At 46.7% G+C, this 19,056-nt stretch carries 18 protein-coding genes; 15 read left to right on the plus strand and 3 right to left on the minus strand.

Annotated elements, in window-relative coordinates; genetic code table 11:
• Window positions 1-17: 17 nt before the first annotated feature.
• The 5 genes from GUA87_RS09830 to GUA87_RS09850 all read left to right on the plus strand — a co-directional run bounded on the left by GUA87_RS09830 (window position 18) and on the right by GUA87_RS09850 (window position 3,711).
• The gene (locus GUA87_RS09830) at window positions 18-737 is read left to right on the plus strand and encodes a substrate-binding periplasmic protein (RefSeq protein WP_193716382.1); all 720 of its coding nucleotides are present in this window, start codon (window positions 18-20) and stop codon (window positions 735-737) included.
• 145 nt (window positions 738-882) lie between these two features.
• Complete coding sequence (locus GUA87_RS09835) at window positions 883-1,413, plus strand: hypothetical protein (protein WP_227711824.1); 531 nt, start codon at window positions 883-885, stop codon at window positions 1,411-1,413.
• A 37-nt stretch (window positions 1,414-1,450) separates the two neighbouring features.
• On the plus strand, window positions 1,451-1,762 hold the full coding sequence (locus GUA87_RS09840) for a cupin domain-containing protein (RefSeq protein ID WP_193716384.1): 312 nt from the start codon (window positions 1,451-1,453) through the stop codon (window positions 1,760-1,762).
• A gap of 270 nt (window positions 1,763-2,032) precedes the next feature.
• Window positions 2,033-2,779: a TerC family protein gene (locus tag GUA87_RS09845; protein WP_193717016.1), complete on the plus strand. Its 747-nt coding sequence runs from the start codon at window positions 2,033-2,035 to the stop codon at window positions 2,777-2,779.
• Between the two features lie 164 nt (window positions 2,780-2,943).
• On the plus strand, window positions 2,944-3,711 hold the full coding sequence (locus GUA87_RS09850) for a substrate-binding periplasmic protein (protein WP_193716385.1): 768 nt from the start codon (window positions 2,944-2,946) through the stop codon (window positions 3,709-3,711).
• Window positions 3,712-3,714: 3 nt separating this feature from the next.
• Here GUA87_RS09850 and purN read toward each other — a convergent pair whose 3' ends face one another.
• The gene (gene purN / locus GUA87_RS09855; RefSeq protein ID WP_321575896.1) at window positions 3,715-4,362 is read right to left on the minus strand and encodes a phosphoribosylglycinamide formyltransferase; all 648 of its coding nucleotides are present in this window, start codon (window positions 4,360-4,362) and stop codon (window positions 3,715-3,717) included.
• On the minus strand, window positions 4,359-5,441 hold the full coding sequence (gene purM / locus GUA87_RS09860) for a phosphoribosylformylglycinamidine cyclo-ligase (protein ID WP_193716386.1): 1,083 nt from the start codon (window positions 5,439-5,441) through the stop codon (window positions 4,359-4,361). Before purM ends, purN begins: the two co-directional genes overlap by 4 nt.
• Window positions 5,442-5,507: 66 nt before the next feature.
• Between purM and GUA87_RS09865 the strand changes: the two genes are divergently transcribed.
• The 8 genes from GUA87_RS09865 to GUA87_RS09900 all read left to right on the plus strand — a co-directional run bounded on the left by GUA87_RS09865 (window position 5,508) and on the right by GUA87_RS09900 (window position 14,023).
• A complete protein-coding gene (locus GUA87_RS09865; RefSeq protein WP_193716387.1) occupies window positions 5,508-6,659 on the plus strand; it encodes a DUF2066 domain-containing protein in 1,152 nt (383 codons plus the stop codon).
• A gap of 26 nt (window positions 6,660-6,685) precedes the next feature.
• The gene (locus GUA87_RS09870; RefSeq protein WP_193716388.1) at window positions 6,686-7,225 is read left to right on the plus strand and encodes a CDP-alcohol phosphatidyltransferase family protein; all 540 of its coding nucleotides are present in this window, start codon (window positions 6,686-6,688) and stop codon (window positions 7,223-7,225) included.
• 6 nt (window positions 7,226-7,231) lie between these two features.
• Window positions 7,232-8,332, plus strand: coding sequence for an AI-2E family transporter (locus tag GUA87_RS09875; RefSeq protein WP_193716389.1), 1,101 nt, complete (start codon window positions 7,232-7,234; stop codon window positions 8,330-8,332).
• Window positions 8,329-8,997, plus strand: a complete 669-nt coding sequence (locus GUA87_RS09880) for an HdaA/DnaA family protein (protein ID WP_193716390.1) — start codon at window positions 8,329-8,331, stop codon at window positions 8,995-8,997. The genes GUA87_RS09875 and GUA87_RS09880 overlap by 4 nt, the downstream gene beginning before the upstream one ends.
• Window position 8,998: 1 nt before the next feature.
• The gene (locus GUA87_RS09885; RefSeq protein ID WP_193716391.1) at window positions 8,999-9,778 is read left to right on the plus strand and encodes an SDR family oxidoreductase; all 780 of its coding nucleotides are present in this window, start codon (window positions 8,999-9,001) and stop codon (window positions 9,776-9,778) included.
• A gap of 23 nt (window positions 9,779-9,801) precedes the next feature.
• Window positions 9,802-10,233 carry a DUF2147 domain-containing protein gene (locus GUA87_RS09890; protein ID WP_193716392.1) on the plus strand — a complete coding sequence of 144 codons (432 nt, stop codon included), beginning with the start codon at window positions 9,802-9,804 and terminating at the stop codon, window positions 10,231-10,233.
• Window positions 10,234-10,323: 90 nt separating this feature from the next.
• Window positions 10,324-12,477, plus strand: coding sequence for an RNA degradosome polyphosphate kinase (locus GUA87_RS09895; protein WP_193716393.1), 2,154 nt, complete (start codon window positions 10,324-10,326; stop codon window positions 12,475-12,477).
• Between the two features lie 22 nt (window positions 12,478-12,499).
• A complete protein-coding gene (locus GUA87_RS09900) occupies window positions 12,500-14,023 on the plus strand; it encodes a Ppx/GppA family phosphatase (protein ID WP_193716394.1) in 1,524 nt (507 codons plus the stop codon).
• On the opposite strand, the gene rnd is transcribed toward GUA87_RS09900, so the two are convergent.
• Window positions 14,013-15,161 (minus strand): ribonuclease D, encoded by a 1,149-nt coding sequence (gene rnd, locus GUA87_RS09905; RefSeq protein ID WP_193716395.1) that lies wholly within the window; start codon window positions 15,159-15,161, stop codon window positions 14,013-14,015. The genes GUA87_RS09900 and rnd overlap by 11 nt on opposite strands.
• 192 nt (window positions 15,162-15,353) lie before the next feature.
• On the opposite strand from rnd, the gene aspS reads away from it, so the two are divergent.
• Together aspS and GUA87_RS09915 are read left to right on the plus strand one after the other, a co-directional pair.
• Window positions 15,354-17,138, plus strand: coding sequence for an aspartate--tRNA ligase (gene aspS / locus GUA87_RS09910; RefSeq protein WP_193716396.1), 1,785 nt, complete (start codon window positions 15,354-15,356; stop codon window positions 17,136-17,138).
• 100 nt (window positions 17,139-17,238) lie between these two features.
• Entirely contained in the window at window positions 17,239-18,921 is a 1,683-nt protein-coding gene (locus GUA87_RS09915) for an EAL domain-containing protein (RefSeq protein ID WP_193716397.1), read from the plus strand.
• The last annotated feature ends 135 nt before the right edge of the window (window positions 18,922-19,056 follow it).

Here is a 19,056-nt window from a genome sequence, read left to right on the forward strand (position 1 = left end):
ATATAGTGGTATGTGTTATGCGAAAATTCATTTATTCCCTTTTGATCTCGGCTTTTATTCCGGGCGTTCTTGCCGCTGATGAAAAAGAAGCCGTTTTATTTGCCTGTAATGAGTTTCCCCCTCAAAAAATGGAAAACTCTGCTGATGGCAAAAAGGGAATTGACGTGGATATTCTAGAGGCTGTTTTTCAAGACATAAATATAGATTTTGAGATCAGATACTACCCCTGGAAAAGAGCCCTGCAATTGGCGCAGAATGGGAGCGTCGATGGTCTTTGTTCCTGTTCATATACCAAGGAAAGAGAACAGTATTTCCACTACACAGAGAAAATGGGGGATGTGGGAATAGGACTGTTTTATAAAACGGGGAAATCACCTGACAATATTCTGGATAATGGGAACAGGATTGGCGTTATCAGGGGGTATGCGCTCTCCAGAGATCTGGTTAAGAAGAATGTAGAAAAAGTGGATTTTAACGATGATCTGCTGGCCCTGAGAATTTTGAATGTAAACAGGATTGAAGGTTTCTATTCATATCGCGATACCGGTCTTTATCTCCTTAGAAAGAACCCGTTGATTAAGGATATCAAGTATAAGGAGTATCATTCATCCGATTATTTTAGCTGCTTTTCAAAAGAAACGTTTAACGACAGATCCCTTGTAAACAAGTTCAACAAGGGACTGAAAAAGCTGAAAGAAAACGGTGAGTACGACAAGATCCTGAACGAGTATCGCTAGTATCGCACATTAAATAATATTTATTTTTCTAATCTGATCACGTATAGTGCTTAATAATTGGGCATAGCATATATGCCTAATGGAAGGGGCTTGTATGCTGTTCAGGTATTTCTCACCATTTTTTGTCATTTTTCTTCTACTGAGTATGAATAGTGCTTCCTACGCTGATGAAACTGAAATCATCAGAAGTGAGGTTGAAGTTTACGGTCATGTGAAGCTGCTACTTCGGGTCAGTCCAGAAGAACAGTTCAGCGTGAAAGTGTATGAACCTGAAGAAGATCATTGCGTCATCGACGATAAAAAAAGCACGGCTCATGTTGCGGAGGTCTTAAGAAGCACCGGCCATCTTTATGATGAAGGAGCCGGGGAGAGTAAATTCAGAATTGATGTGGACTACTTTGTTGGTTACGACAAAAAGAAACACTGTTTGATAAGCTACGAAGTATATTTGACCGAAAATTTCGAAGTCTCGGGTTCCTTGGTAGATGTAGTCGAGGAAATATTTGACTATGAAGAAAGCCGGCCCATCGTAAAAATCAATGGGATCATTCACGCTGAAGAGCGTGATATTGATGACGTATTCCGCGTGGAGGTTGGTTCTGCAACCAAAGAGTTGATGAAGGCAATTCATGATCTTCAAAAACACATTGCCAAGAAAGCCCTAGAAGTGAAATAAGATCTTTCTCATTCTTATCATTGGATCTGTTATCACCATGAAATTCCTGAAATCCAAATCCTACACAGGCGATCGCGCGTGGGCAGCCGCTGACATTGCGGAAATTGAAGGGGCAACCGTTCGCCTTCATTGGACCGATAAGCCCTACATTTGGCATGTGAATGACGGTGACGAAGTGTTCGCTGTATTGGATGGTGAAGTTGAAATGCGTTACCGCGAAGATGGAGAGGAAAAGTCATACTTAATGACTGTTGGAGACATTTTTCATGCGGCTTCTGGCGACGAACATGTGGCCCATCCCACAGGTGAGGCGCGCATTCTTGTGATTGAGAAAAATGGAAGTATCTAGCCGCTTTCCTAATAAAGAAGGGAAGACTACCGGGCTAGCAATAGTCTTCCCCTAGACAGGATTGGTATTCCTGGAACCTGCGAGTAATTCAGGAAAAGCCCTGTCTTACTGTTTACGCAGTCAGATCCTATCTTCAATTTTTTTTAGTTTCATTGATGTCCATCAAGGCAATGACAGGAAACTTCTTGTCTTTGTTTTCCACTTTTTGGCTTGCGTCAAAGGGTTAAGACCCATATTTCTGGCTTTAACCTGAATTTGAACAATGGTGAATTGATGTTTCTATTGGATATTCTGACGGATCCGACAGCGCTAATCGCGTTGCTCACATTGATCGTTATGGAGATCGTTCTTGGGATCGATAACCTGATTTTTGTATCCATTCTCAGTAATAAGTTGCCGGAACATCAAAGAAAAACAGGCCGAATGGTAGGGATCGGACTTGCCATGTTCTTAAGGCTCGCGTTGTTGTCGCTGATCGCAGTGATCGTTTCCCTAACCAAGCCTGTCTTTGAAATTATGGATCACGCTTTTTCATGGCGTGATTTAATCATGCTGGCAGGCGGTGCGTTTCTCGTGTGGAAGGCAACAACTGAAATTCATCATCATATGCAGGGTGCAGAAGAGGCGGAAGAAGACGGCCCATCTGTTGCGCTTGGCTTTGGTACCGTGATTTTTCAGATCCTGTTGCTGGATCTCGTCTTCTCCGTGGACAGTATCATCACGGCGGTTGGTATGACCGATCAGGTCTCCATCATGGTGATAGCAGTTGTGGTTTCAGTTGGAGTTATGCTGGTCGCTGCCAATCCATTGTCGGAGTTTATTTCCCGCAATCCAACTGTTGTCATGCTGGCGCTCAGTTTCTTACTTATGATCGGCATGACGCTTGTTGCTGATGGTTTGGGATTTCATGTTCCAAAAGGCTACATCTATGCTGCGATGGCATTTTCTGCCGCGGTGGAAACACTTAACTTACTGTCACGCCGGTTTAAAAAACGGAAAAAAATTCAAAATAGCTGACAACTCAACTGTTACATAAGAGGAAACGCTCATTATTTTCTGGTGTTAGACCGAGAATAGTACAAATTTTCTAAAGCAGCATATTTTTCTGAATGCTACGTCCTATATAGCTAGCTTAGAGATAAAGGTCTCAGGGGGCTAAGTTAGTTGAAGGAGTAGTTATCGTGAAAAAAATCACCCCCTTATTTCTTGTTTTCTTTGTTGTCCAGCCCCTTTCCACTGTGTCGGCTGATCAACTGAAGTTCTGCTTTGAAAGTTGGGAGCCTTTCCATTACTTGGCAGAAGGAAAACCTACTGGAATTCAGGTGGAGTTAGTGGACAAGGCTCTGACTTCTTTAGGACATACGGTCACTTACAAACAGCTGCCATATGCTAGGTGCATAAAAGAGGTCAAAAGAGGAACATATGATGCTATCTTGCTCACCTCTGATGAAGAGCCTCTTATTCCAACTACCGTTACGCCTGTGTTTTGGGAAATGGGATTTGTTGCTCGGCCGAATTGGTCCAGCGAGAATTATAATTCCTTAGATGTATTCAATGGCAATAAAGCGGGACTAGTTAAATCATATGATTATGGTGAGGCCGTCGCCAAAGCGTCAAAAAACTGGGATCTTGAGCCGTCCACAGATGCAATTACAAACCTAAGAAAGCTATCTGCCGGACGCATTGATTTTACTTTAGTTGATCTGCCGTGGGCGCAAATGGTGGCAAAGAGAGAAGGGCTCCAAATCAAAATACTGTCTCCCACTTTTACTTCTAGCCCGCAATATACATATTTCAATGAAGGCAAAGGTATATATGTAGCGCCTTTAAGTGCAGCGGTTCAAAGCCTGATAGAAGATGGAACAGTTGATAATCTGTACCAGAAATACCTTGGGCAAAGTTATGGTCAGATTTTGGCGCGGAACAAATCTACATATGCTCCCAAATAAAAATTAGTTGTCCTCTGACGGATTTATCAGAGATGTATCAGGCTCAGATGCATCAATGATTTTTGCGACAGAACCATGAACCTTCACCCGGCGTTCCGCAATCAATTTGAGCGCTAGCGGGTAGATGCGATGTTCCTGCACAAGAATACGGGCGGCCAGATCGTCAGGTGTGTCGTCCTGCAAAATTGGAACAGCTGCCTGAGCAATGATTGGGCCGTCATCCATTTCAGGGCGCACATAGTGAACGGTGCAGCCGGTAAAGCGCGCACCTGATTCAATGGCCCGCTCATGTACATGAAGGCCTTTAAAGGCAGGCAAAAGGGACGGATGAATGTTGACGATCCGATCTCGCCATTTGTTCACAAATTCAGCTGTTAGAAGGCGCATGAAACCTGCAAGGCAGATCAAATCAACGCGCTGTTCCGTCAAATACTCACTAATGGCCGCATCAAAATCTTCGCGATTTTCATAGTCGCGGTGATTGATGACTTTCGTAGGAATATTGTGGGAAGCCGCAAATTCCAGTCCACCTGCATCAGGGTTGTTGGACAAGACCGTGACGATCTCTGCAGGGAAGCCTTCGGCCTCACATGCCCGCACCAAAGCCTGCATGTTAGACCCACGCGAGGAAATAAGAACAGCTACTCTCACTTCAGAAATGCCTCTTCCAGATCAATAATATGAACCTGTTCCGCATCATTTTCACGTTTCACAAGGCGGCCAATTCTAGTGACGTTTTCTCCATGTTCAGATAGCAGGACCTCCAGCTTATCCGCGTTTTCAGGAGAAACGGCAACGACCATTCCCATACCGCAGTTAAATGTGGTTGCAAGTTCACGTGGGGCAATATTACCAAGTTCCGCCAGCCATTTAAACAAAGGCGGCAATTCCCACGCGTTGGCATCCAGTTCGGCCACCAGATTATCCGGCAAGATCCGCGGGATGTTTTCGTATAACCCGCCACCAGTGATATGGGAGAGCGCCTTGATATATCCGGCTCGGACGCCTTCAAGGCAGCTTTTGACGTAAATTTTTGTTGGGGCAATAAGAGCGTCACCCAGTTTTACATTTTCATCAAATGGAGCCGGAGCACCAAGATCCATTTCAAAATCTGCGATCAGACGGCGAACAAGTGAGTATCCGTTGGAATGTACACCTGTTGATGAAAGACCAAGCAAAACATCGCCTTCTTCTAAGGTGTCCGCCATCAGAAGCTGATCACGTTCCACAGCGCCAACCGTAAAGCCGGCCATGTCGTAGTCACCCTTGGCATACATACCCGGCATTTCGGCGGTTTCACCACCAATAAGTGCGCAGCCTGCCTGACGGCAACCATCTGCGATACCGGCAACGATATCGCGGGTTGCTTCAACATCGAGGCCACCAGTTGCGAAATAGTCGAGGAAGAACAAAGGTTCAGCCCCTTGCACCACCAGATCATTTACGCACATGGCAACAAGGTCGATTCCGACCGTGTCATGCTTGTTCATGTCAATCGCAAGTTTCAACTTGGTGCCAACGCCATCGGTTGCGGAAACGAGTAGCGGGTCTTTAAAACCAGCTGCTTTAAGATCGAAAAGGGCACCAAACCCGCCGAGGTCTGCGTTTGCGCCGGGGCGTTTCGTGGACGCGGCAAAAGGTTTGATCTGATCTACGAGTGAGTTACCGGCTTCAATATCGACGCCTGCGTCTTTGTAGCTGTAACTTTTTTTGGAGCTATTGCTGTTCATGGGATATGCTGTATCCAAATTCCTGATACTGTTCGGGTCAACATACTTTTTTTCTTGTGGTTTGCAATGACGGAAACACAAAATAAACTAACTCTTAGGTCAACTTTTGCAGCAATTATGCTGCTTTTCCTCACCTTTTGTGCTGGGAATGCCTTCTCTGCAGGTGAAGATTTTTATACGATTAGAGGAATTTCAGTAGATAAAACAGCGGCTTCCGCGCTTGAGGCGCGTCAACAGGCTGTTGCTGAGGGGCAGCGACGTGCTTTTTCAGCTCTTTATCGGAAGTTGACATTAAAAACTGACCGTGGAGCGATGCCTCAGCTCAGTGAAGAGGAACTGACCTCCATGATCACCGGATTTCAGGTTTCTGGTGAGAAGACGTCAGCTGGTCGGTATATTGCAGATCTCAGTTATGAATTCAGACGGGAAATGATACTGCCAATCCTAGAGGCAAATAACATTCCTTATTCTGAGAGCGTTTCCAAGCCGATTGTAGTTCTTCCTGTATTTGATGACCGTGGCGTCAAGAATTTGTGGAATGAACCAAATCCCTGGCGAGATGTGTGGTTGAACATCTTCGAAGGCGGGGCAGGACCAGAAGGAAGCCAGAGCCGAAAAGATGACTGGGCACAGACAAAGTTGCTGCCGATTGTCGTCCCGTCAGGAACTATAGACGATTTTAAGGCCATTACTGTTGATCAGGCTGTTTATCTTGATAAGGACGGGGTTGCCAACATCACAGATATTTATGGCGCGGGTGCCGTATTGGTTGCCTACGCAACATTGCAGAATAACAACGGGGTTCGTCGCCTGGATATCTCTTACCAGCGGAGTGACTTTTTAAGCCCGGCTGTTGTGGAAACCTTTACTGGTGGGGATACGGATGAAGATATCTTCCGAGCTGCCATATTTGACGTGGTGCTAAACCTTCAAGAAGGGTGGAAAGATCAGAATATTTTGGATAGATCCATCCAAAATAGGCTGGCAATAACGAGTAAAATCAATAATTTGCAGGAATGGCTTCAGATCAAAGGTACGGCGTCCAACATTCCCGCTGTACAACAAATTTCTGTTCGGGAATTATCGGTTGGCAATGTGTTTTGGGAAATTTCTTTCGTAGGTGATTTAACCCAGTTAAAAAGTGCACTCGCTCAGAGAGATCTTATCTTGCAAAACGAGGAGGGCTATTGGACCCTCGGTATGTCAGGTGAGAATTGATCCGATAAGTATTTGGAATAACATTTGTGAATATCCCCAATAGCATAACGTTGGCGCGTATCTTATTCGTGCCCCTCATTGTCTGGCTGATTCTGAAAGAAGAGCGGATGGCGGCATTTGTTGTCTTCGTCCTAAGCGGTGTATCAGATGCGCTTGACGGGCTGATTGCCAAACAATTCAACTCCGTCACCCGCCTTGGTAAATATCTTGATCCATTGGCAGACAAAATTCTACTGGTCTCAATATATGTGACCCTTGGGTTTAAGGAGGACATTCCTTCCTGGCTTGTCATTCTTGTGGTAAGCCGGGATTTGCTGATTGTAGGGGGGATCCTTTTTTCTTATCTGATGGATGTTGTTGTCAAAATCAGGCCTTCAAGAATAAGCAAGGTAAACACCTTCTTTCAGATACTGCTTGCCGCGGTTGTGTTGGGGGCAGGGGCGTTGGATCTGTCTCTGGGCTTTGTTGTACCGCTAATTGTCTATACAGTAGCCATAACAACAGTTCTGTCCGGGTTTGATTATTTGCGGATGTGGATGAGAGAATATAACCAGATCGGAGCTTGAGGCTGAATGACGTTAAAACAGCAATTTAAATTCTGGGCAATTCTAACCGCGGTTTTCGTGGCAGCCTTGGTATTGCTTAGCAATATTCTTTTGCCGTTTGTGTTGGGGATGGCCGTGGCTTACTTTCTTGATCCAGTTGCAGACAAGCTGGAAGAAAAAGGAATGGGAAGGACGACCGCCACGACACTTATTGTCGGTGCTTTTATCCTGATCAGTGCCTTGGTAATTGTATTATTGGTACCGGCTTTGCTGGACCAATTAATTGGCCTGTTAAAACGCTTGCCGGGCTATGTCATTTCCCTTTACGAACTTCTAAAGCCTCTTGTGAGCCAGGTCATTGATATTCCGGGTCTGAAAGACAGTGAAGAGTTCAAAGAAATTGTGACTAAGCAATTGGGCGGCGCAGCCAGCAATATCGGGACTTTGCTTTCTAAGCTGCTGGATCAGGGACTTGCTTTCTTCAATGTGATTTCTTTGCTGGTGATTACGCCTGTCGTGGCGTTCTACCTTCTTCGTGACTGGGACCATATTGTCGCCAAGGTGGATAGTTGGCTTCCAAGGAAAAATCTTTCAGTCCTTCGTAAGCTAGCCAAGGATATTGATGATGTGCTAGCGGGTTTTGTGCGCGGGCAATCCACAGTTTGTTTGGTGTTGGCGGTTTATTATGGGGTCGCGCTGCTGTCCGTTGGATTGGAATTTGGTCTTGTGATTGGCATTATCACAGGTCTTATTTCGTTTATTCCATTCGTAGGTGCCATCGTAGGATTTATCGCTTCGGTTGGTGTCGCTTTGTTCCAGTTCTGGCCTGATTTTGTACTTATCGGTATTGTGGGCGGTATCTTTGTTGTCGGGCAGATCCTTGAGGGATATGTCTTAACGCCAAAACTGGTTGGCGAAAAAGTAGGGCTTCATCCGGTTTGGGTGATGTTTGGCTTGCTGGCAGGCGGTAGCTTGTTTGGGTTTGTAGGTGTTTTGATTGCTGTGCCTGTTGCCGCTGTTGTGGGTGTGTTAAGCCGCTTTGCCCTGTCACAATACATTGCAAGCCCGGTATATGGACGTGACGCTGCAGAAATTCCGGAAGAAGATCTGGAATTATTAGATAAATGATGCAAATACCTTTTGAATTCGATACCCGCGCGGCAAACGGGCGGGAAGACTTTCTGGTTTCAGAACCAAACGCAGAAGCCGTTGCTTGGATTGATCGTTGGCCAGATTGGCCAGGTCCTTATTTGCTGTTGGTTGGTCCTGGTCAAAGCGGGAAATCTCATCTTGGACAGGTTTGGGCAAAAAAATCCAATGCAGTAACGCTGCAGGCCTCTGATTTGCAAGATCTGGATATCACTGCACTTAACGAACTCACGTCTCAGCCGTTACTTCTTGAAGATATTGGTGAGGGGGTGGACGAGCAGTCTTTATTCCACCTTTACAATCTCGTGAAAGAGAAGGGAAGTTGCGTTCTGATGACGTCACGAACAGTTGTAAGTGAGTGGGAGCTAACCTTACCTGATCTCAAATCCCGGATGGGGGCAGTTCAGGTGGTACGCATTGGCGAACCTGATGACATGCTTTTTAGCTCGGTTCTCTTAAAACACTTTATGGACAAGCAGTTACAGGTAACACCTGAAGTTCTGCAATATCTTGTTAGTCGCCTTGAGAGGTCATTTGAGGCGGCTTCAAAGACAGTAGATGATATCGATCTTCTGTCACTGGCGCAAAAACGAAACATTACCATTCCATTGGTACGCTCTATCTTGGAGAAAAAGGAAGAATAATATGGATTTTGGAATTAAAGGCCGCAAAGCCATCGTCTGTGCCTCAAGTAAAGGACTTGGTCGTGCCTGCGCCGAAGCATTGGCTGAAGAAGGCGTGGATCTTGTGATGACAGCACGCGGTACAGAGGCCCTGGAAAAAACGGCAGAAGAAATCCGTGCAAAATATGGTGTGAATGTCACAACCGTTGCAGGTGACATCACGACAGAAGAAGGCCGCGCAGCAGTCCTTAAAGCCTGCCCAACGCCGGACATCCTCGTGAATAACGCAGGGGGGCCACCTCCAGGTGATTTTCGCGATTGGACAGTTGAGGATTGGATGAAGGCAGTGAATGCAAATATGATCACTGCGATTGAACTGATCCGCCAAACCGTTGATCATATGGAAGCACAGAAATTTGGCCGTATTGTCAATATTACCTCTGCTGCGGTGAAGGCACCGATTGATATTCTCGGTTTGTCCAACGGTGCGCGGGCAGGTTTGACGGGTTTCGTGGCAGGAATTTCACGCAAAACAGTGGCTAACAATGTGACTATCAATGGTTTGCTTCCGGGTCCATTCGACACGGATCGTTTGGCTGCCACCATGAAACCGGCAGCTGAAGCATCTGGGCGTCCAATAGAAGAGATTGCGGCAGAACGCGCTAAGATGAACCCAGCGGGTCGTTTTGGCCTCCCAGAAGAGTTTGGAGCGGCCTGTGCTTTCCTTTGCAGTGACAAGGCTGGTTTTATTACGGGCCAGAATATTCTATTGGATGGCGGCGCGTTCCCGGGTACACTGTAAGCCAAAGAAATAAAGGGGGTCTGATGAAAAAACTTGGTTTAGCAATTGGATTGGTCGCACTGTCCGCAACTTTCGCTTCTGCTTCTGAAAGTTCCGTTTTAGGACAGTGGAAGACCGAAGGGGACAAGAGTATCGTTGAGATTTCCAAATGTGGGGATAATAAATACTGTGGTAAAATTCTTTCTTTGAAAGAACCACTTGATCAAAGTGGACAACCAAAGAAAGACATCAATAATCAGGATGATAACAAAAAAAGTCAGCCTATTGTTGGTCTTCAGATTCTCTCCAATCTTGAAAAGGCTTCGGATACCCTTTGGGAAGATGGCGACATCTACAATCCAGAAGATGGAAACACTTATAACGCCGAAATGTCTTTGAAAGACGCAAATACGTTAGAAGTTAAGGGATGTTTCCTGTTTATCTGTAAAGCTCAGACGTGGCAACGGAACGGCTAGCTGATTGTTTTTATTGAAGGGTGTCATAAAAGGGTGACATCCTTCGGTTAAGTCTTTGGGGAGATAGTGTATTAAAGTCAGGATAGAGCCGTGAATTCACCTACCAATGTCAAAAATGAACTGTCCGAAGACGTAATTAATCTTCAATCACCGCAGCGTTTCATTAACCGTGAACTGTCCTGGCTATCCTTTAACTGGCGTGTTCTGGAAGAGGCTGAAAACGAAGCCCATCCTTTATTGGAACGCCTACGATTTCTAGCGATTTCTGCCACCAATCTTGATGAGTTTTACATGGTGCGTGTCGCTGGTTTGGTGGGCCAGCTCAACGCACAAGTCCCAACGTTAAGTGATGATGGTCTGACCCCGGGTCAGGCATTAGAACAGATTGAGGACAAGGCTGGACGACTTATCGCCCAGCAACAGGAAATATGGAAAACGCTTATCCATGCGATGGATGAGGAAGGAATTTCCGTTCTTCAGGAAGGTCAGCTGACGGAAGATGAAGTGAGCTGGCTGGAAATTCATTTCGAGGAACAGATTTTCCCGCTTTTGACCCCGATGGCTATTGACCCTTCTCATCCGTTCCCCTTTATCCAAAATCTGGGATTTGGCATGATCCTTCAGATGGAAGCCCAAAAAGATGGGCCAAAACTGAACGCGCTTTTGCCTTTACCGCAAACCATCAGTCGCTTTGTGCGCTTACCTGGGGATGCCATTCGGTATATTGCCCTGGAGCATATCGTGCATTTGTTCCTGGATAAGTTGTTTCCAGGTTATACGGTTGCAGGTAAGGGCCTTTTCCGCCTCATCCGTGATAGTGATCTGGAAGTTGAAGAAGAAGCGGAAGATTTGGTTCGCTTGTTTGAGACGGCCTTGAAACGCCGCCGCCGCGGGAGTGTTATCCGCTTGAAAGTGGACAAAGGAATGCCGGAAGGTCTGGTGACGTTCCTGTCCGAAAAGTTAGGGGTGGACCGCCGGGCGATAATTGAAATTGACGGTATTCTCGGGATCTCTCATATCTCGCAATTGATTACAGCGGAACGCCCCGATCTTTGCTTTGAACCTGCAGAACCCCGCTATCCTGAACGGGTGAGAGATGCGGGCGGTAATATTCTGGAAGCCATCAGCACCAAAGATTTCGTTGTTCATCACCCTTATGAAAGTTTTGACGTGGTGGTACAGTTTCTGCGGCAAGCCGCGGCTGATCCCGATGTTGTTGCCATCAAACACACACTTTACAGAACATCTTCCGATAGCCCCATCATTAAGGCGCTGATTGAAGCGGCCGAAGCAGGTAAATCAGTAACTGCGCTTATTGAACTGAAGGCCCGGTTTGATGAAGAGGCAAACATTCGGTGGGCACGTGATCTGGAGCGGGCAGGGGCACAAGTCATCTACGGTTTCTTTGACCTTAAGACCCACGCTAAAGTGTCTGTGGTTGTTCGGCGTGAAGGAGCGGCGCTGAAAAGCTATATGCATTTTGGAACAGGCAACTATCACCCAACAAATGCGCGGATCTATACCGACTGCTCCTATTTTACGGATGATCCGGTGCTGGCAAAAGATGTGACCCTGATGTTTAATTACATTACGGGATATGCAATGCCAAAAGGTCTGTCCAAGCTCTATCTGTCACCGCATAACATGCGGAATACATTGATGGAACTGATCGACAAAGAGATCGCTTTTGCAAAAGAAGGAAAACCCGCCACCGTATGGGCGAAGATGAATTCTCTGGTAGATGCCAAAATCATCGACAAGCTCTACGAAGCCAGCAATGCAGGTGTGACAATCCGGCTTATTGTGCGCGGGATATGTTGTCTGCGGCCCGGGGTGCCAGGGATGTCAGAGAATATTCATGTGAAAAGCATCGTGGGACGTTTTCTTGAACATTCACGGATCGTATGCTTTGGAAATGGATATGAAATGCCGTCTTCAAATGCAAAAGTCTTTATCTCATCAGCGGATTGGATGCCCCGAAACTTTGATCGGCGCGTGGAAACACTTGTTCCGCTTGAGAATGAAACAGTACACCGGCAAGTGCTGGATCAGATCATGGTTGCCAACCTGAAAGACACCCAGCAGACCTGGACCCTGGATGGTGATGGGAATTACATTCGCCATCCTGACGTGAAAAAACCTTTCTCCGCGCACAACTATTTTTTGACCAATCCGTCCCTTTCAGGTAGGGGTAAAGCATTGAAGGTGAATAACCCGGTGCCAATTTTGACACCGCCAGAATAATGGTCAGAAAAAGAGTATCGTTTTGCAGGACTTTCTTGATAGGGGAAGAAGGGACCTGGTTCAATCCAGTGCACCCCGGCAGAGATTAACAGCCGTTATTGATATCGGTTCCAACTCTGTTCGTTTGGTTGTCTTTGACGGCCCATCCCGCGTACCCATGCCGAAGTTTAATGAAAAAGTGCTTTGCGGACTTGGTCGGGATCTTGGACATTCCTCTCTTCTTGGCGAAGACGCCATGGAAGAAGCGATGACCGCCTTGAAGCGTTATGCGGCGCTTGTAAATCACATGGGCATTGATCGTGTGCTTGTAGCAGCGACAGCGGCGGTTCGTGAGGCGGACAATGGTGCGGAATTTGTTTCTGACATTGAGCAGGAATGTGATCTCAACGTTCAGGTGTTGAGCGGGAAACAGGAAGCCCGCTACGCAGGACTTGGCGTTTTGTCAGGCATGCCTTACGCCAATGGCCTTGTCGGTGACCTCGGTGGTGGTAGTCTTGAGCTTGTCCGTGTTGGCGACAGCAAAATCGGGGACACAGCGACTTTGCCATTAGGTGCTTTGCGTCTGTCTCGAATGGGGATGGATGATAAAGAGCTAAAAAAATATGTCTCTAGGCAGATTAAAGAAATCAGCTGGCTGAACGACCAGAAGGGTAAGAGTTTCTATGTGGTGGGTGGTGCATGGCGTGCAATGGCCCGCTATCACATGTCCAAGACAAACCACCCGATTAACATCATTCATAACTACAAATTGAAGGTGAGTGATGTTCTTGAACTGATCGAGGATATCCTGAACAAAAGCGAAGAAGAGATTGCTGCGGTACCACTGGTTCCGAGCTCTCGGGTTTCGACCATGAAAACCGCCGCGCGGATCATGAAGCAGGTTCTTAAGACTGTTGAGCCGAAGAATGTAGTCTTTTCAGCAAATGGTCTTCGTGAAGGCATGTTGTTCTCAGAGATCAAGAAGAACGTGCGAAAGCAGGACCCGCTTCTTGAAGCATGTCGGGACATGGCAGCGAAAGAAGGCCGTTTTGCTGAACATGGTGAAGAGATTTACAACTGGTTGAAGCCCGTCTTTACAGATATTGGTGTCAAAGGCCAGCGTTTGGCGTTAGCGGCTTCTACCTTGTCTGATATCGCATGGACCATGAGCAGTGATTATCGCGCAGGACAAGCCTTCCGCCGCATTTTCCGCGCACCGTTTAGCGGTATTGGCCATAAAGGCCGTGCCATTGTCGCGCTGGCGGTGTACGCGCGTTATAATGGTAATCTGATTGGTAACGCCCCTGAAGACGGAATTGCTTTAATCGGGGAAGAAGAGCGAAATCATGCCCTTAGTCTTGGTCTTGCACTTAGATTGTCTCATACATTGAGCGGTGGTACGCAAGGCATTTTACCCCATACAAGCCTTTATATGAGCGATGAAAATCTGGTACTCAGTGTCCCCGAAGAGTTGTCAGTTCTTCTGGGAACAAATGTCGACAAGCGGCTTACAGCCTTTGCGGAAAGTAAAGGCCGCAATGCCGTTCTGAAAGTTGTCAAAGTTTGATGACGTGAATATTCTTGCCCTTGATGGTGAAGGCAATTTTCCCCGCTTTCAGATCAAGGGCATCCTTCCCAAAGACTTCATAGCGCCAGCCCTTCAAGGCCGGAACATCGGCGTCGCTACCGGCCGCGATTTTTTCAAGGTCACCTGTTGAGCAGACCAGTTTCTGTGCCACATCATTTTCTTCGCAACGCATTTTAAGCATCACGCGAAGCAAATCCATTAAAGGCCCAAGACCTTTCGGCAAAGGTTCTTTCTTGGCAACCACGGGGCACTGATCATCAGGAATAGAGCGCCCCTGTTCAATGGCAGCAAGCAGGCTTGCGCCCATATGTCCTTCTGCAAATTTATTGCCGATCCCTCGAACGTGAGAGAGCTTCTCTGCGTTTTTGGGAGGATTTGACGCGATATCCAGCAAGGCCTCGTCCCGTAAGATGCGGTTGCGCGGCATATCCTGTTTATGCGCCTGCGTTTCCCGCCAAGCGGCTACGGCTTGTAGAATGGCAAGGAAACGTGGTTTGTTATTGCGGGTTTTGATCCGCTTCCAAGCATGTTCCGGTGGCGTGAAATAAGTTTCTTCTGATTGGAGTATTTTCATTTCAGATACCAGCCAGTTGGCGCGGCCTGTCTCTTCCAAGGTGGCCTTCAGGCTTTTGTAGGCATCACGCAGGAAAGTGACGTCTGCTTCTGCATAGGAGAGCTGACGATCGGTGAGGGGGCGGCGAGACCAATCTGTAAACCTGGAGGACTTGTCGATTTGTGCTCCTGCTAATTTGGTCACCAATGTATCGTATCCGACTGACTCGCCAAACCCGCAGACCATGGCGGCAACCTGAGTGTCAAATATCGGTGTAGGAACTTTGCCCGTCAAACGATGGAAAATCTCCAAATCCTGACGACCCGCATGAAATACCTTTATAACATCTTCATTTTGAAGAAGATCGAAGAGGGGGGCCAGATCAATCCCCTTGGAGAGCGGATCTACAATGGCGGATTCATCATCACTTGCTAACTGGACAAGGCAGAGCTGCGGCCAGAAGGTGTTCTCCCTCAGAAATTCTGTATCAATGGTAATGTAAGGGTGTTGGGACAGGCGTTTACATAGGGCGTCTAGGTTTTCAGTATTTGTTATAATCTGCATATTATTTTTTCTGGTCAAAGCGCACCCTTACGCGACTGAAGAATGGTAAATTGACCCCTGTTATCCAATTCAAGTAAATTTCCTGTTCCGTTATACACAAAGAAAGTTGGCCTGCGTCAAAAAAGTATGTAATACAGGCGTCTTGATACCAGAAATTCTGGAAAATGGTCTAAAAGGTTAAAGAGAAAACTGATGCATAGCTATCGTACACATAATTGTGCCGAGTTGCGGGATACAAATGTCGGCGAAACTGTTCGCCTTTCCGGTTGGGTTCACCGTAAGAGGGACCACGGTAATTTGCTCTTTATTGACCTGCGTGACCATTATGGGATTACGCAATGCGTGATCGAAACAGATGTTGAAATCTTCAGTCAGGTTGAAGCTGTTCGTTCTGAAAGTGTGATCACCGTAACGGGTAAAGTTGTTGCCCGCAGTGACGAGACTATCAACCCAAATCTGCCAACTGGTCAGATTGAAGTTGATATCACAGATTTCGCTCTGCAGTCCGCTGCGGATGATCTGCCAATGCCGGTTTTTGGTGAACAGGAATACCCAGAGGAAATTCGTCTGCGCCACCGTTATCTGGACCTTCGCCGCGAACGTCTGCACAATAACATTGTTCTGCGCTCCCAAGTGATCTCCACTCTGCGCACCAGCATGATTGATCAGGGCTTTATGGAGTTCCAGACACCGATCCTGACAGCCTCTTCTCCAGAAGGTGCGCGTGACTTCCTGGTGCCAAGCCGAATGCACCCAGGCCAGTTCTATGCTTTGCCGCAGGCACCGCAGCAGTTTAAGCAGCTTGTCATGATGTCTGGTTTCGATCGCTACTTCCAGATCGCACCTTGTTTCCGTGATGAAGACGCGCGTGCGGACCGTAGCCCTGGCGAGTTCTACCAGCTTGATATCGAAATGGCGTTTGTAACACAGGAAGATGTGTTTAACGCGGTTGAGCCTGTGCTGACAAATGTGTTCCAGAAATTTGCGGGTGACCGTAAAGTTGAAACACCATTCCAGCGTATTCCATTTGATGACGCGATGATGAAATACGGTTCTGACAAACCAGATCTTCGTAACCCGATCATTCTGTCAGATGTAACCGAAGTCTTCCGTGGCTCAGGTTTTGGTCTGTTCGCTAAATCTGTTGAAAACGGATCCGTAGTGCGTGCAATCCCGGCACCGGGTGCTGGCGATCGCGCACGTAGCTTCTTCGACAAAATGAACGATTGGGCACGTAAAGAAGGCGCAGGTGGACTTGGTTACATCATCTTTAAAGACGGTGAAGCAAAAGGTCCGATTGCTAAAAATCTTGACGAAGATCGTCTGGCACAAATTCAGGAAATTGCCGGCGTCAAAGATGGCGATGGTATTTTCTTCGCCTGTGATAAAGAACTGGCTGCCGCTGAACTTGCTGGCAAAGCCCGTAATATCATTGGTAACGACCTTGATATCTGCGAAAAAGATGTCTTCAAATTCTGCTGGGTCATCGACTTCCCAATGTTCGAATATGACGAGAAAGAGAAGAAAATCGATTTCAGTCATAACCCGTTCTCCATGCCGCAAGGTGGTCTGGAAGCGTTGGAAAACATGGATCCGTTGGAAATCAAAGGTTACCAGTATGATATCGTCTGTAACGGTATCGAACTGTCCTCCGGTGCGATCCGTAACCACCGCCCAGAAATCATGATGAAAGCATTTGAAATTGCGGGTTATGACAGCTCTGTGGTGGAAGATCGTTTCGGTGGCATGTTGAATGCATTCCGTTACGGCGCGCCTCCGCACGGTGGTATTGCCCCAGGTGTTGACCGTATTGTTATGCTTCTTGCAGATGAGCCAAATATCCGTGAAGTTATCCTGTTCCCAATGAACCAGCAGGCACAGGATCTTATGATGCAGGCACCTGCACCTGTGCCGCCTAAGAACCTTCGGGAATTGCATATCCGGACGGTGATGCCGGAGCCAAAACCGGAAAGTTAAATCATATATTTAAAAAGCTCGCTTCGGCGGGCTTTTTATTTGCTCTTTTTTAATACATCTCCGCGTAGTCTTATCCCAATATGTATATGGGGAGACCTTCGTGGTTGAAACATCCAAATTAAATGAACTGAGAGATGACAAAGAACGCTTTGTCGCTTTTTCGTTTGCTGCAGCTGATCTTCTAATAGAGCTCGATAAGAAGGGTAATATCTGCTTCGTCTCTGGTGCCTCCAAGGGGATTACGGGCAAATCCATCGAAGAACTGATGGGCAGTTCATTTGTTGATATTCTGGATCCATTGGATCAACGTGTTGTCAGCTACCTACTCTCCAATATGAAAGAAGGGCAAAGAATTACCCCTGTATCCGCGAGAATGAGCAGTACAGATGTTTTTGCCGTGATCGGTGCCTGTAGTCTTCCCAGAACCCATGGTCATATCTATCTGACGATCAATGTAACCGGCCTTCCCGCCGCACAATCCTTATCTGTCAAGCGTGATAAAGAAACCGGTTTGCTGGAGAAAAATGATTTTCTTCAATTGGCAAATGATCAACTTTCCATCGCTGCAGATACCGGCCAGGATTTAGAACTGACATTGCTGCATCTGGATAATTTGAAGGATATGGCGGATGCCACACCTGAAAGCCAGATGGATGAATTTTTTGAGCAAATGGGCAGCATTTTAAGAAGCTACTCGGTTGGTGGTGACAGTGCGGGCCGGATCGATGGTGACAAATATGGTGTCCTGCATAGCAAAAATCTCGATGGCAAAGTTCTACAGGAAAAAGTAGAAAATATTTCCGAAGAGATCTCTCCTGGTAATGGTGTGAAGGTGTCTCCTTCCTCTGTGAGCCTTGATAAAGGTAATTTGTCTAAGGAAAATGCCAGTAATGCACTGATGTTCGTCATTAACAGTTTTGTTGATGCGGAGGATGGGACATTCGAGATTGAAAGTCTTGCAGATGGATTGCAGGGGCGGATGGAAAATACGATGAATCGTATTTCCAAACTGAAATCCGTCTTTCTGAAACATGATTTTAATCTGGTGTATCAGCCAATCGTGCATCTGGTTGATGAAAAACCTCATCATTATGAAGTGTTGTGCCGCTTTAAAGAAGGGGAGTCCCCGTTCGAGACGGTCACATTCGCGGAAGAAGTCGGTATTATTCTTGATCTGGATCTCGCGGTGTACAAAAAATCCGTGGAGTATTTGAAGAGCTTTAAGCCTAAGGGCCAAGAAACACCTCATCTGGCGGTTAACATTTCAGGACATTCAATTGAATCAAATGAGTTTATTGACTCCTTGATGCAATTGGTGAATGAAAACAAGGATGTAAGTGGCAATATTGGGTTGGAACTTACAGAAACCTCGCAGGTGAAAGACCTTGTTCGTGCAGAGCGGGTTATCCAAAAATTCCGGGAAAAAGGTATTCATGTGAGTCTGGATGACATGGGTGCGGGCGCCGCATCCTTTCAGTATATTCGGGCGTTGAATACTGACTTCGTTAAGATCGACGGCGGTTATGTGCGTGATGTATTGAATAATGATCGTGATAAAGCCATTCTTCGCAGCATGTCGCAACTCTGTCATGACCTGAAAATCGGAACCATTGCCGAAATGGTTGAAACCAAGGAGCATGTGGATCTCTTAAGGTCATTAAGAGTGGATTACGGGCAGGGATGGTTATTCAGCAAACCATTGCCTGAAATTGAAGCACCTAAAGTTAAGCGCTCCATCACTATGAATGCCAGAAGAAAAGGTTACAAAACCGGTTGGGGGTAATAAAAAAGCCCGAATCCTTGGGAGGATCCGGGCAAATTTGCGCAATACTTACTGTGCACTACTCATTACTCGTAACCTGTACTACAGGCGTTTCACTCCCCCGGAAGGCTGGACGTACCCTCGGTGAAACTACCC

The sequence above is a fragment of the Sneathiella sp. P13V-1 genome (assembly GCF_015143595.1).
Classification (GTDB): Bacteria; Pseudomonadota; Alphaproteobacteria; order Sneathiellales; family Sneathiellaceae; genus Sneathiella.